Source organism: Neisseria shayeganii (assembly GCF_014054965.1).
In the GTDB taxonomy this organism is placed as follows: Bacteria; Pseudomonadota; Gammaproteobacteria; order Burkholderiales; family Neisseriaceae; genus Eikenella; species Eikenella shayeganii.
In genome coordinates this window covers 1399160-1412787 of the sequence record NZ_CP059567.1, presented here as the reverse complement: position 1 = coordinate 1412787, position 13628 = coordinate 1399160, and the positions used below count along the sequence as shown (strand labels likewise).

Sequence of the window (13628 nt, the reverse complement as noted above, 5' to 3'; positions counted from 1 at the left end):
TACCTGAAAAGCGGATGTAAGCGTGATTCAGCGCAGTTTGGCACCGACTCGGGCGGCGGCTTCCAGCAGTTGGGCGGTTAGCGGCTCGATTTTGTCGTCGGTGAGGGTGCCGTCTTGATCCTGCAGAATGACTTTAATCGCCATGCTCTTCATGCCTTCGGGCAGACCGGTGCCGCGGTAGAGGTCGAACAGCTCGATGGCTTGAATCAGCGGGCTATCGACTTGGCGCAGGGCGGCTTCGAGCTCGGCATAGGAAACGCTTTCCGGCAGCACAAAAGCCAAATCGCGGCGGGCGGGCTGGAATTTCGACACACTGCGGTAGCGGACTTTTTCATGCTCGCAAACGGCGGCCATGTCCAATTCAAACAGCAGCGGTGCCTGCGGCAAATCGTATTTTTGCAGCCATTTCGGATGCAATTCGCCGATAAAGCCGATGTGGTCGCCGTTCAGGCTGATCACGGCGCTGCGGCCGGGGTGCAGGGCCGGGTGGGCGGCGGGGGTGAAGACGGCGTTTTTGCCGGCCAGCAGGCTTTCCACATCGGCTTTGAGGTCGTAGAAATCCACCGCGCGGCTTTTCTCGCCCCATTGTTCGGGCAGGGCGCTGCCGTAGGCCAAGCCGCCGATGCGTTCGTGTTGCAGGAAGCTGCCGTCGGCACGCCGGCTGAAAACGCGGGCGATTTCAAACAGGCGCACGCGGCTTTGTTTGCGGTTGAGGTTGTTTTGCAGGATTTCCACTAAGCTGCCGATCAGGGTGGAACGCATCACGGAGAACTGCGCCGCCAGCGGGTTTTGCAAGCGCACGGGCTGGCTGTTGCCGGCGAAATCCTGTTCCCATTGCTCATCCACAAAGGCGTAGCTGACCACTTCCTGAAAGCCGCGCTCGGCCATTTGGCGGTAGATGTCGAAGCGCGGGCGGCGGTTTTCAGGTAGCCTCAACATGGCCAGTTTGCCGCCGGTGTAGTCGTCGGGAATGTTTTCGTAGCCGTACACGCGGGCGACTTCTTCAATCAGGTCGGCTTCGATGGCGAGGTCGAAGCGGAAGGGCGGCACTTGGACTTGAAAGCCTTCTGTTACGGCTTCGGGTTGCAGCCCCAAGTCCTGCAAAATGGCGGAAACCCTGTCTAAGGGAATGTCTACGCCCAGCAGACGGTTTACGCGCTCGGGGCGGAGGATGACTTGGCGGTTTTCCGGCAAGTAGCCGATGGCTTCTTCCACTTCACCGGCCCGGCCGCCGCAAACGGACAGCACTAAGGCGGTGGCGCGTTCGATGGCGTCGCGCTGCAAAGTGAAGTCCACGCCGCGTTCGAAGCGGAAGGAAGAATCGGAGCCGAAGCCGTATTGGCGCGATTTGCCGGCGATGATGTCGGGCGCAAACCAGGCGGATTCCAATACGATGTTTTGCGTGTCGCCGCTTACCGCGCTGCCCTCGCCGCCCATCAGGCCGGCCATGCTCAAGGCTTGCTGCTCGTCGGCAACCACTAAGGTGTTGTCGGATAAAGTAACGGTTTTTTCGTTGAGGCAGGCCAGGGTTTCGCCCTCGACGGCGCGGCGCACAATCAGGCTACCTGAAAGCCGGTCGGCATCGAAAACGTGCATCGGCTGGCCCAGCTCCAGCATCACATAATTGCCGATGTCCACCAATGCGGAAATGCTGCGGATGCCGCTGCGCTCCAAGCGGTCGGTGAGCCAGGCGGGCGATTCGGCTTGGGCGTTGACGCCTTCGATCACACGGCTGAGGAAGCGGCCGCAGTCTTGCGGGGCCTCGATGCGCACCGGCTGGCGGCGGTCGGATTCGGCGGCGACGGCTTGAATCTCGGGCAGGTTCAGTTCGCAGCCGCTCAAAGCCGCCACTTCGCGCGCCAAGCCTTTGAGGCTGAGACAGTCGGTGCGGTTGGGCGTGATTTTGAGGGTGAAAACGGTGTCGTCCAGATTCAAATGGGCGCGGATGTCGCTGCCTACCGGCGCGGTGTCGGCCAGAATCAGCAAGCCGTCGATTTTTTCAGGTAGCCCCAGCTCTTTGGCCGAGCACAGCATGCCGTTGGAGACTTGGCCGCGCATTTTGGTGGGCTTGATATGAAACTCGCCGGGCAACACCGCGCCGGGCAGGGCACAAGGCACTTTGATGCCGGGCGCCACATTGGGCGCACCGCAGACGATTTGGATCAGATCGCCGGTGCCGGCATCCACTTGGGTGACGTTCAGACGGTCGGCATCGGGGTGTTTTTCCACCGATTTCACTTCGGCCACCACCACGCCTTGAAACGGCGGCGCGGCGGGTTGGGTGTCTTCTACTTCCAAACCGGCCATGGTGAGCAAGTGGGCCAGTTGGTCGGGGGCAAGATCGGTGCGGGCCAGGGTTTTCAGCCAGGAATAGGGGAATTGCATGCTTGGTTTCCAGTATATTCAATGATGTTGGTGTTTCAGTTACCGGGTTTCAGGTAGCTTGTTTGGTTGAGTGTTTGCCTCACTGGGTGTTTTCGGCGTGGTCGTCAGTATGGCTGGTTCGGCTGGGCATATCACGGTATTGCTTCCAATCAGTCCAATCGGCCGGCAATGAGTCTTGCTTGTTGGCAGCGTGGATGAGGTCTTGAAGCGTTATTTGGCCGAATTTGCGTGTCGCGGATATTTTGTTGGCAGTATTGCCAGCCTTTGCTTAAGCGAGCTACAACATTGGCCGGGATTGGTTGGACAATGTTTGCTGTGATGCTGATCAAGCCGGCTAAAAAAATGCCCAATTTTTCCTTGCCCTTAACTTCTGCCTAGGCCTGATTTTTCCAGTTACTGATTTAAAATCAAAATATTGAAAATATTGTTAATGGTCGTAATATGGTGTGGTCGGAGAGGTAACGGCGGAAAAATAAAAGATCCAAAGCGGTGGGTGCGTTTCACGTTTCAGGTAGCCTGGGACCTTTGCAAAACCCCCATCTGTGGTGCATTTCTGCGTTGTGCGTTGATGCCCTGTGGGTACTGCCCGTTCGCTTGCCTATCTGTATGATATGTCTGTCCCGCGGGGATTCCTGACGTTCACGTTCGCTGCGCTGCTACGCTTTGAACGGCATCCACATCTGAGGGTTTTGCAAAGGTCTCAGCCTCGCATATTCATGTTTGAAACCGATTTAAAAGCATGCTTTCCGACCATGCGTGTAAGTTGGCGTTTCCGCTTTTATTTATCAAAGGTTTGCTGCATCAAATAAACCGCCTGAATTTGGCTTCTTGCCACCTTCATGCTCCAGCAGCCATTGTTTGCGCTGCAATCCGCCGCCATAGCCTGTCAGGCTGCCGTCCGCACCGATAACGCGGTGGCACGGGATAATAATCGACACACGGTTTTGGCCGTTGGCATTGGCTACCGCACGCACCGCAGAAGGTTTGCCTATGCGTTCAGCCTGCTCTTGATAGCTGATGGTTTCGCCATACTGAACCTGTTGCAGCGCCGTCCAAACGATTGCCTGAAACGGTGTAGATGGCGTGTGCAATGGCACATTAAACTGTCGTCGTTCTCCTGCAAAATATTCGCGTAATTCGGCTTCTGCCTGCTCCAAGTGCCGGTTTTTTCCTGCCATCAAACGCTGTTTGAGGAGCCGCTGTAAATCTTGCTGTTCGCGTTCAATACGTTTGCTGCCGACAAATTCCAGCAAGCATAAGCCCTGCTCCGTGGCGCAGGCAATCATATCGCCCAAGGGGCTGTGGAAACAGTGGGTATAAATCATCTTGCAAGCTTACCGAAATTGCTTCAACACATTCAAATCGTTATCAAAGAACAGGCGTAAGTCGTTGACGCCGTAGCGCAGCATGGCGAAGCGGTCGAGGCCGATGCCGAAGGCGAAGCCGGTGTATTTTTCGGGGTCGATGTTGACGTTGTTCAGCACATTGGGGTGTACCATGCCGCAGCCGCCCACTTCCAGCCAACGCCCGTTGTCGCCCATGATGTCGATTTCGGCGGAGGGTTCGGTGAAGGGGAAGAAGGAGGGGCGGAAGCGTACCTGCAAATCATCGCGCTCGAAAAAGCGGCGGATGAAGTCGGTGAATACGGCTTTGAGGTCGGCGAAGGTGACGCCTTCTTCTACCCATAAGCCTTCGGCTTGGTGGAACATGGGCGAGTGGGTGGCGTCGCTGTCCACCCGATACACGCGGCCGGGGGCGATGATGCGGATGGGCGGGTGTTGCTTGTCCAGCATGTAGCGGATTTGGATGGGCGAGGTGTGGGTGCGCAATACGTCGCCGTTTTCTACATAGAAGGTGTCCTGCATGGCGCGGGCCGGGTGGTTTTGCGGGATGTTCAGCGCTTGGAAGTTGTGAAAATCGTCTTCTATTTCCGGGCCGTCGGCGACTTCGAAACCCATGCCGTGGAAGAGTTCGACCACGCGTTGCAGGGTGAGGGTGACGGGGTGCAGGCCGCCGGCGGATTGGTGGCGGCCGGGCAGGGTAATGTCGAGCGCTTCGGCGGCCAGTTGGGCTTCCAGCTTCGCTGCGGCCAGCGCGTCGCGTTTGGCGTTGTAGGCTTCTTGGAAGCGGTTTTTGCATTCGTTGATGTGGGCGCCGACGGTTTTGCGCTCTTCGGGCGACATGCTGCCGAGCTGTTTCAAAAGGGCGTTCAGTTCGCCGCTTTTGCCCAGGTATTGGGCTTTTACGAGTTCGAGGGCTTGCTGGTCGGCGGCGGCTTGCAGGGCTTGGATGCCGTTGGCGGTGATTTGGTCTACGTTGTGCATGGTGTCGGGAAGAGGAATTTGGTGTTCAGGTAGCCTGAAGCGTTAGGGGCTACCTGAAAGGCAGGTGCCCGGAAAAGGCGCTATTTTAGCGGCATGGGGATGTTTTTTAAACCGAACGGCGGGATATTTTTGCGTTTGGCCGACGGCGGTGCGGCGGATTCAGGCTTTGCCCTGCATATCGTGGTGGGTGAGGGTGAAGCCGTGCCGTTGGTAGTGGGCGAAGCGTTGACGGGCGGCGCTCAATTCGTGGGCTTGGGTGCCGATGATCTCAAGGATGCGCGCCGGCGGTGCGGGGGCTTGGCTCCAGAAATCGGGCGATAAATTCAACACCGTCCAGCCGGGAGGCAAGGCGGGGAGTTCGGCGTCGCCGGCCAGCAGCAGACGGGTGTCGGCAGGCAGGGAGCTGCTTGCCGGCCAGATTTGATGGGGCAGGAAACTCTCCGGCTCGAAGGTCCACAGGGCCTGATCCAAGCGCTCGATTTGCTGATCGTCGTCGGACCACAGCAGGACGCGGCTGCCGGCCTCCAGAGCACGTTTGCTCAGGCGGCAGGCGAAGTGTTCGATGTTGCTGACGTGGGTGTAGAAGGTGACGGCGGTCATGGCGGCATGAGGGTGGAAACAGGCTACCTGAAAACCGGTGGTAACGGTTTCAGGTAGCCTGCATGGCCGTGGGGCGGTTTATGCTTGGCTGTCGAGCCAGCGTTCGGCGTCCAAGGCGGCTTGGCAGCCGGAGGCGGCGCTGGTGATGGCTTGGCGGTAGGTGTGGTCTTTGACGTCGCCGGCCGCCCACACGCCTTCGATATTGGTGGCGCCTACGTTGTCGCCGCTGCCGCCTCGGGTTTTCAGGTAGCCGGTTTCGTCCATATCGAGCTGGCCTTTGAAAATATCGGTGTTGGGCTGGTGGCCGATGGCAATGAAAACGCCTTGTACGGCAATGTCTTCGCTGCTGCCGTCTTGGTAGCGCAGGCGGGCGCCGGTGACGCCGCTGTCGTCGCCGAGCACTTCGTCGAGGGTGGCATTGAGTTTGAGGGTGATTTTGCCTTCTTCCACACGCTTCATCAGTTTATCGACCATGATTTTTTCGGCGCGGAAAGTGTCGCGGCGGTGGATGAGGGTAACGTTGGCGGCGATATTAGCCAAATACAGGGCCTCTTCTACCGCGGTGTTGCCGCCGCCGACCACGGCGACGTTTTGGTTTTTATAGAAAAAGCCGTCGCAGGTGGCGCAGGCGGATACGCCGCGGCCGGAGAAGCTTGCTTCGCTGGGCAGGCCGAGGTATTTGGCGGAGGCGCCGGTGGCGATGATGAGGGCGTCGCAGGTGTATTCGCCGGCGTCGCCCTTGAGGGTGAAGGGGCGGTTTTGCAGATCGACGGTGTGGATTTGGTCGAAAATCATTTCGGTGCCGAAACGTTCGGCATGGGCTTGGAAGCGGGCCATCAGTTCGGGGCCTTGTACGCCTTCGGCGTCGGCCGGCCAGTTGTCCACTTCGGTGGTGGTCATCAGCTGGCCGCCTTGGGCGAGGCCGGTGATGATGACCGGCTGCAGATTGGCGCGGGCGGCATAAACGGCGGCGGTGTAGCCGGCGGGGCCGGAGCCGAGAATAATCAGTTTGCTGTGTTTGGCAGACATGGGAAAACTCCTCATCAAAACGGTGGACATTGTACCTGTTGCCGCAGCCGGGGAAAAGGCGGGGCGGCCGATCGGCAACGGGCTACCTGAAAGGGGAAGGGGGGATTGATTCAAATCAAACACGGCGCGTCTGTTTGTAGCCGGCGGCTTTATCTTTCCCGTCCGTGCGATTAAACTGCTTCGGTTTTTCTGTATCCTTTATTTAGTGGTTATATGGGTTTCGAACTGACGCCGATTGATGTGGTGGAGCACATCAGCCGCGAAGATTTCCACCGCCTGTATCTGTTGCCGCGCCGTCCGCTGGTGATCAAAAACCTCAGCCACGGCTGGCCGGGCTACGGCAAATGGTCGCTCGACTATATGAAGGAAGTGGTGGGCGACATCACCGTGCCGCTGTACGACAGCAGCAAGGCCGACCCGGCCGCGCCGATCAATGCCGCCAGCACCGAGATGAAGTTTGGCGACTATATTGATCTGATTCAGCGCGAGCCCACCGATTTGCGGATTTTTCTGTTCGATCCCATCAAACACGCACCGGCGCTGTTGGCCGATTATGCGTTGCCCAAAGCGCTGATGGGCGGTTTTCTCGATAAATACCCCACGCTGTTTTTCGGCGGAGCGGGTTCGGAAACCTTTCTGCATTACGATATCGACATGGCGCATATTTTCCACACCCATTTCGGCCGCAAACATGTGATTCTGTTCGACTACAAATGGAAAGAGCGCCTCTACCGCATGCCGTATGCCACTTACGCGCTGGAAGATTACAGCGTGGAGCATCCGGATACGCAGCGCTTCCCCGCCTTGGAAGGAGTGGAGGGCATCGAGTGCTTTTTGGAATACGGCGATACTTTGTTTATGCCGACCGGTTGGTGGCACTGGATGAAATACTTAGACGGCTCTTTTTCGATTTCCTTACGCGCTTGGGACGAAAGTTGGGCGGTGAAGGCGCACAGTCTGTGGAATCTGACCGTGCAGCGCCAGTTTGACAATTGGATGAAGGCGCGTTTCCACCAGCGCTATATGACGTGGAAGGAGCAGCTGGCGGTGAAGCGCGCCCATCACGCGCTCAGCCGCGGGCTGCCGCGTTAGCCGGAGACGGGCGGCGGCGCATTTTGCAGACGGTTGCGGCGGCCGGTGTCCGGCTGTTCAGCCAGTCTCTTGCACGCCGAGGTTGGCCAGTTGGTCGGCACGTTCGTTCTCGGGGTGGCCGGCATGGCCTTTCACCCAAGTCCAGCTGACTTGGTGGCGGGCCACCAGTTCGTCGAGCTGCTGCCACAGCTCGGCGTTTTTAACGGCTTGTTTGGCGGCGGTTTTCCAGCCGTTTTTTTTCCAGCCGTGTATCCAGCTCTCCATGCCGTTTTTCACGTATTGCGAGTCGGTATAAATGGTTACGCGGCAGGGGCGGGTGAGGGCGGCGAGGCCGCGGATGACGGCGGTGAGCTCCATGCGGTTGTTGGTGGTGTGGGCTTCGCCGCCGTAAAGCTCTTTTTCGTGCCGGCCGTAGCGCATCAGCACGCCCCAGCCGCCGGGGCCGGGGTTGCCTTTGCAGGCGCCGTCGGTAAAGAGGTGGACGGTGGTGGTGTCGTTCATCGGTGTCGGCCTGTTTGAAATCGGATAGAAGCGAAAAGGCTACCTGAAAGCCCTTGGCGGTTTTCAGGTAGCCTTATTGGATGGGATTAGATATCCAAAATCAGGCGGGCCGGGTCTTCCAAGGCCTCTTTGATGGTAACCAGGGTGAGCACGGCTTCGCGGCCGTCGATGATGCGGTGGTCGTAAGAGAGGGCCAGATACATCATCGGGCGCACCACGATTTCGCCGTTCTCCACCACAGCGCGCTCTTTGGTGGCGTGCATGCCGAGAATGGCGGATTGCGGCGGGTTGATGATGGGGGTGGACATCATGGAGCCGAAGGTGCCGCCGTTGGTGATGCTGAAGGTGCCGCCGGTGAGGTCTTCCAGCGCCAGTTTGCCGTCTTTGGCTTTGACGGCGAAGTCAGCGATGGTTTTTTCAATCTCGGCAATGCTCATTTGGTCGGCATCGCGCAAGATGGGCACCACCAGGCCGCGCGGGCTGCCAACGGCGATGCCGATGTCGAAGTAGCCGTGGTAAACGATGTCGTTGCCGTCCACGGAGGCGTTGACCACCGGGAATTTTTTCAGTGCGGCCACGGCGGCTTTGACGAAGAAGGACATGAAGCCCAGCTTCACGCCGTGTTCTTTTTCAAACTTCTCTTTGTATTTGTTGCGCAGGTCCATCACCGGTTTCATATTGACTTCGTTGAAGGTGGTGAGGATGGCGTTTTCGGCTTGCGATTGCAGCAGGCGCTCGGCCACGCGGGCGCGCAGGCGGCTCATCGGCACGCGCTGTTCGATGCGCTCGCCGGCGGGTACGGCAGCGGCGGCCGGTGCGGCGGCTTTGGGTGCAGCGGCGTTTTGTACGTCTTCTTTCAGCACGCGGCCGTCACGACCGGAACCGGCCACGTTGCTGATGTCCACGCCTTTTTCGGCGGCCAGTTTGGCGGCAGCGGGCATGGCCACGCCGGCTTGGGCGTTGCTGGACGCGGTCGGGGCGGCGGCACTTGCTTGGGCCGGAGCGGCAGCGGCGGCCGGAGCGGCTTCGCTCTTGGTGGCGGCGGTGTCGATTTTGGCGATCAGCTGGTTGGCGGTCACCACGGCGCCGTCTTGCTCGATGATTTCCACGATGACGCCGGCTTGTTGGGCGGGCAGCTCCAGCACGACTTTGTCGGTTTCCAAGTCGATCAGGTTTTCGTCGCGCTCGACGAAATCACCGACTTTTTTGTGCCAGGTCATCAGGGTGGCTTCGGTCACGCTTTCGGGCAGCATGGGAACGGTTACTTCGATAATCATGATGTTTCCTTGGTGTTATGAATGTGGCGGGGTGTTCGGGAGGCTACCTGAACAGGTTTTCAGGTAGCCTCGTGGCTTTAAGACAGCTTCATGGCATCTTCTACCAAGGCCTGCAGCTGGGCAATGTGTTTGCTCATGTAGCCGACGGCGGGCGAAGCGCTGGCCGGACGGCCGGCGAAGGTAACGCGCTGTTTGTCGGTGCTCAGGCTTTCGATGCGGTGGCGGATTTGGTACCACGCACCTTGGTTTTTCGGCTCTTCCTGTGCCCACATGATTTCGGTGGCGTTCGGATAGCGGCTCAATTCGGCAGCCACTTCTTCATAGGGGAAGGGATAGAGCTGTTCCACGCGCACGATGGCGATGTCTTGCTCCAAACCGCGCTCCTCACGGCCTTTTTTCAGGTCGTAATACACTTGGCCGGCGCACAGGATCACGCGTTTGACTTGTTCGTCGCGGCCGCTGACGGTATCGCCGATGACCGGACGGAAGCTGCCTTCGGTGAAGTCGCTCAAGGGGCTCATGGCGTCTTTGAAGCGCAGTAGGCGTTTGGAGAGGAAAATCACCAGCGGTTTGCGGTAGGGGCGCAAAACCTGACGGCGCAGCACGTGGAACATTTGCGAGGCTTCGGACATCATCACGATCTGCATATTGTGCTCGGAGCACAGTTGCAGCCAGCGTTCGAGGCGGGCGGAGGAGTGTTCCGGGCCTTGGCCGTCGTAGCCGTGCGGCAGAATGACGGTCAGGCCGCACAGCCGGCCCCATTTGGTTTCGCCGGAAGCGATGAATTGGTCGATCGCCACTTGTGCGCCGTTGGCGAAGTCGCCGAACTGGGCCTCCCAGATCACCAACTGGTCGGGGGCCGAGCAGGCAAAACCGTACTCGTAAGCCAGCACCGCTTCTTCATTCAGAATGGAGTCGATCACCATAAAGGACGCTTGGTGGTCGCTCATATTGCGCAGCGGCACATAGGCGCCGTCGTCGCTTTTCTCGCGGTTTTGGTCGTGCAGCACGGCATGGCGGTGTGAGAAGGTGCCGCGGCCGGAGTCTTCGCCGGAAATGCGTACGCCGTGGCCGTTGGTGACCAAGCTGGCGTAGGCCAAGGTTTCGGCCATGCCCCAGTCGGCAGGCTGCTCGCCGGCGGCCATGGCGCGGCGCGCCTCCAGCAGTTTTTTCACCGTGTTGTGGGCGGTGAAGCCTTCGGGCAGGGCGGTGAAGGTGGCGGTGAGGCGTTTGATGTCGGCGGCGGGCAGGGCGGTGTCCACCGGTTGGTTCCAATGGGAGCCTTGGTATTGGGTCCAGTCCACCGCGTGTTTGCGTTTGTAGTCGGTGAGCAGGGTTTGCTCGACGTGTTCGCCTTTGTCCAAGGCGGCGCGGTAGTCGGCGATGTAGCCTTCGGCATCGGCGGCGGTGATCACGCCTTCTTTTATGAGGCGGTCGGCGTACAGGGCGCGGGCGCCGGGATGCTTGGCGATTTGTTTGTACATCATGGGCTGGGTCAGGAAGGGGTCGTCGCCTTCGTTGTGGCCCAGTTTGCGGTAGCACACCAAGTCGATCACCACGTCTTTGCCGAATTTCATGCGGTAGTCCAGGGCTACCTGAATCACGTAGCAGACGGCTTCAGGGTCATCGCCGTTGACGTGGAAAATCGGCGCGTCGATCATTTTGGCGATGTCGGTGCAATACAGGGTAGAGCGCGTATCGCGGGTGTCGGACGTGGTGAAGCCGATTTGGTTGTTGATGACGATGTGGACGGTGCCGCCGGTGGAGTAGCCGCGGGTTTGCGACAGGTTGAAGGTGGCTTGGTTTACGCCCAGGCCGATGAAAGCGGAGTCGCCGTGAATCAGCACGGGCATCACTTGGCGGCGGCCTTCGGGGCCGCGGCGGCGTTGGCGCGCACGCACGGAACCTTCCACCACCGGGTTGACGATTTCGAGGTGGGAGGGATTGAAGGCCAGGGAAATGTGCACCGGGCCGTTGTCGGTGGGGATGTCGGAGCTGAAGCCCATGTGGTATTTGACGTCGCCGCTGGCCAGCTGGGTGGCGATTTTGCCTTCGAATTCGCTGAACAGTACGCGCGGTTCTTTGCCTAAGGTGTTCACCAACACATTGAGGCGACCGCGGTGGGCCATGCCGATCACAATTTCTTCCACGCCTTGGGCGGTGGAGGCATGGATCAGGTGGTTCAGGCCGGCGATGGTGCTTTCTCCGCCTTCCAGCGAGAAGCGTTTTTGGCCGACGTATTTGGTGTGCAGGTAGCGCTCCAAGGTTTCGGCGGCGGTGATCTGCTTCAGGATGCGGCGTTTGGTGTCGGCATTGAAACGGGGCGTGGAGAGGTCGCCCTCGATACGGTTTTGCACCCAGTGCTTCTCTTCGGAGCGGGTGATGTGCATGTATTCCACGGCCACGGTGCCGCAGTAGGTTTGCTGCAGTTTGCTGATGATTTCGGACAAGGGCAGTTTGTCACTGGCGGAAAAATTGCCGCCCACGCTGAACTGCACCGCCATATCGGCATCGTTCAAGCCGTGCGTTTTGGGGTCGAGTTCAGGCAGGTATTCGCGGCCTTTGCGCTGCAGCGGGTCGAGCTTGGCGGCGCGGGAACCGAGCACGCGGTAGGCAGACATCAGACGCAGTACGGATACCTGTTTCTGCATCAGGTTGAAATCCACCCCGCCTTTGGCGGCCACGCTTTGTTTTTGTTTGCTCAGGTTGGCGAACGATTCCTGAATCGGGCGGTGGGCGATGTCTTTGGCGGCATAACCTGCTTGGGCGGCCAGTTGGTCAAAGTATGTTTTCCAGTGGCTGTCTATCGAATCGGGTGCATTCAGGTAGGCTTCGTACAATTCTTCGATGTATGAAGCATTGGAGCCGAATAGATACGACAGGTCAGCTTTGTCTTTCATCATGGCTGATAAACCTTTATGGTGGTTAGCAAAAAAGGGCAATGCGCTGCCTGGTGTCGGAATTTGGCATTCTGACTGCCTGCAAACATAACCCTCTCTCTGTGATGCTTTATTGTTGTGTTCTTTCAGGTAGCCTCCCGGCGGATGAAGAGGCTACCTGAAACGCCTGACGGCGTGTTTAGCGTTGATCTACCGGAACGTAGTCGCGGCGGGTGGCGCCGGTGTAGAGTTGACGCGGACGGCCGATTTTTTGGTTCGGGTCGGCAATCATCTCGTGCCAGTGGGAGATCCAGCCCACGGTGCGCGCCAAGGCGAAGATAACGGTAAACATGGAGACCGGAATGCCCAAAGCGGAGAGAACGATGCCGGAGTAGAAATCTACGTTGGGGTACAGCTTGCGCTCTACGAAATAAGGGTCGTTGAGGGCAATTTTTTCCAGCTCCATGGCCAGTTTGAATTTCGGGCTGTCTTGCAGGCCGAGTTCGCCCAGCACTTCGTCGCAGGTTTGCTTCATGATGGCGGCGCGCGGGTCCATGTTTTTGTACACGCGGTGGCCGAAGCCCATCAGGCGGTATTTGCGCTCTTTCACGCCTTCCATGAATTCGGCTACGCGGGAAACGTCGCCGATTTCGTCGAGCATTTTCAGCACGGCTTCATTGGCGCCGCCGTGGGCCGGGCCCCACAGGCAGGCGATGCCGGCGGCGATACAGGCGAAGGGGTTGGCGCCGGAAGAGCCGGCCAGACGCACGGTGGAGGTGGAGGCGTTTTGTTCGTGGTCGGCGTGCAGGATGAAGATGCGGTCCAAGGCGCGCACCAGCACCGGGTTCGGCTCGTAATCTTCGCACGGGGTGGCGAACATCATGTGCATGAAGTTGGCGGTGTAGGAAAGATCGTTACGCGGGAAGTTGAAGGGTAGGCCGTTGGAGTAACGGTAGCACATGGCTGCGATGGTCGGAATCTTGGAGATCAGACGGTATTCGGCGATGCGGCGGTGGTTGGGATCGTTGATGTCCAGGCTGTCTTGGTAGAACGCGGCCAGCGCGCCCACCACGCCGACCATCATGGCCATCGGGTGGGCGTCGCGGCGGAAGCCGCGGAAGAACCAGGTCAGCTGTTCGTGAACCATGGTGTGTTTGGAAACGGTGTGTTCGAATTCCGCTTTTTGCTGGGCGCTGGGCAGTTCGCCGTTGAGCAGCAGATAGCAGGTTTCCAGATAGTCGCTGTGTTCGGCCAGCTGTTCGATGGGGTAGCCGCGGTAGTAAAGCTGGCCTTTGTCGCCATCAATAAAGGTAATTTTCGATTCGCAGCTGGCGGTGGACACGAAGCCGGGGTCGAAGGTAAACATGCCGGTGCCTTTGGTGAAGGTGCGGATGTCTACGACGTCGGGTCCCAGCGTACCTTCCAGTACGGGCAGTTCCAGTGTTTCTTTGCCCTCGGCTTGCAAGGTAATGTGATTCGACATCTCTGGTTACTCCTTATTTAATTTATGCTTGATGGGTTGGTTTTGGGCTACCTGAAAG

Annotated in this window: 10 protein-coding genes; 1 reads left to right on the top strand and 9 read right to left on the bottom strand. The window is 58.8% G+C overall.

Translation table 11 applies throughout. The features are described from left to right. Positions 1–27: 27 nt before the first annotated feature. The 5 genes from pheT to trxB form a co-directional block, all read right to left on the bottom strand. Positions 28–2385, bottom strand: a complete 2358-nt coding sequence (pheT, locus tag H3L94_RS06830) for a phenylalanine--tRNA ligase subunit beta (RefSeq protein ID WP_182121407.1) — start codon at positions 2383–2385, stop codon at positions 28–30. 785 nt (positions 2386–3170) lie between these two features. Further along, on the bottom strand, positions 3171–3710 hold the full coding sequence (locus tag H3L94_RS06825) for a methylated-DNA--[protein]-cysteine S-methyltransferase (RefSeq protein WP_182121406.1): 540 nt from the start codon (positions 3708–3710) through the stop codon (positions 3171–3173). A gap of 9 nt (positions 3711–3719) precedes the next feature. Next, positions 3720–4709: a phenylalanine--tRNA ligase subunit alpha gene (pheS, locus tag H3L94_RS06820; RefSeq protein WP_182121405.1), complete on the bottom strand. Its 990-nt coding sequence runs from the start codon at positions 4707–4709 to the stop codon at positions 3720–3722. A gap of 159 nt (positions 4710–4868) precedes the next feature. Then, positions 4869–5309 carry a DNA polymerase III subunit chi gene (locus H3L94_RS06815; protein ID WP_182121404.1) on the bottom strand — a complete coding sequence of 147 codons (441 nt, stop codon included), beginning with the start codon at positions 5307–5309 and terminating at the stop codon, positions 4869–4871. A gap of 78 nt (positions 5310–5387) precedes the next feature. After that, positions 5388–6338, bottom strand: coding sequence for a thioredoxin-disulfide reductase (trxB, locus tag H3L94_RS06810; RefSeq protein WP_182121403.1), 951 nt, complete (start codon positions 6336–6338; stop codon positions 5388–5390). Positions 6339–6551: 213 nt separating this feature from the next. Between trxB and H3L94_RS06805 the strand changes: the two genes are divergently transcribed. After that, entirely contained in the window at positions 6552–7430 is an 879-nt protein-coding gene (locus H3L94_RS06805; protein WP_182121402.1) for a cupin-like domain-containing protein, read from the top strand. A gap of 57 nt (positions 7431–7487) precedes the next feature. On the opposite strand, the gene rnhA is transcribed toward H3L94_RS06805, so the two are convergent. The 4 genes from rnhA to gltA all read right to left on the bottom strand — a co-directional run bounded on the left by rnhA (position 7488) and on the right by gltA (position 13570). Next, positions 7488–7931, bottom strand: a complete 444-nt coding sequence (gene rnhA / locus H3L94_RS06800; protein WP_182121401.1) for a ribonuclease HI — start codon at positions 7929–7931, stop codon at positions 7488–7490. Positions 7932–8017: 86 nt separating this feature from the next. Then, a complete protein-coding gene (odhB, locus tag H3L94_RS06795) occupies positions 8018–9208 on the bottom strand; it encodes a 2-oxoglutarate dehydrogenase complex dihydrolipoyllysine-residue succinyltransferase (protein WP_182121400.1) in 1191 nt (396 codons plus the stop codon). Between the two features lie 77 nt (positions 9209–9285). Next, positions 9286–12111: a 2-oxoglutarate dehydrogenase E1 component gene (locus tag H3L94_RS06790; RefSeq protein ID WP_182121399.1), complete on the bottom strand. Its 2826-nt coding sequence runs from the start codon at positions 12109–12111 to the stop codon at positions 9286–9288. Positions 12112–12286: 175 nt separating this feature from the next. Continuing rightward, a complete protein-coding gene (gene gltA / locus H3L94_RS06785) occupies positions 12287–13570 on the bottom strand; it encodes a citrate synthase (protein ID WP_182121398.1) in 1284 nt (427 codons plus the stop codon). Between the last annotated feature and the right edge of the window lie 58 nt (positions 13571–13628).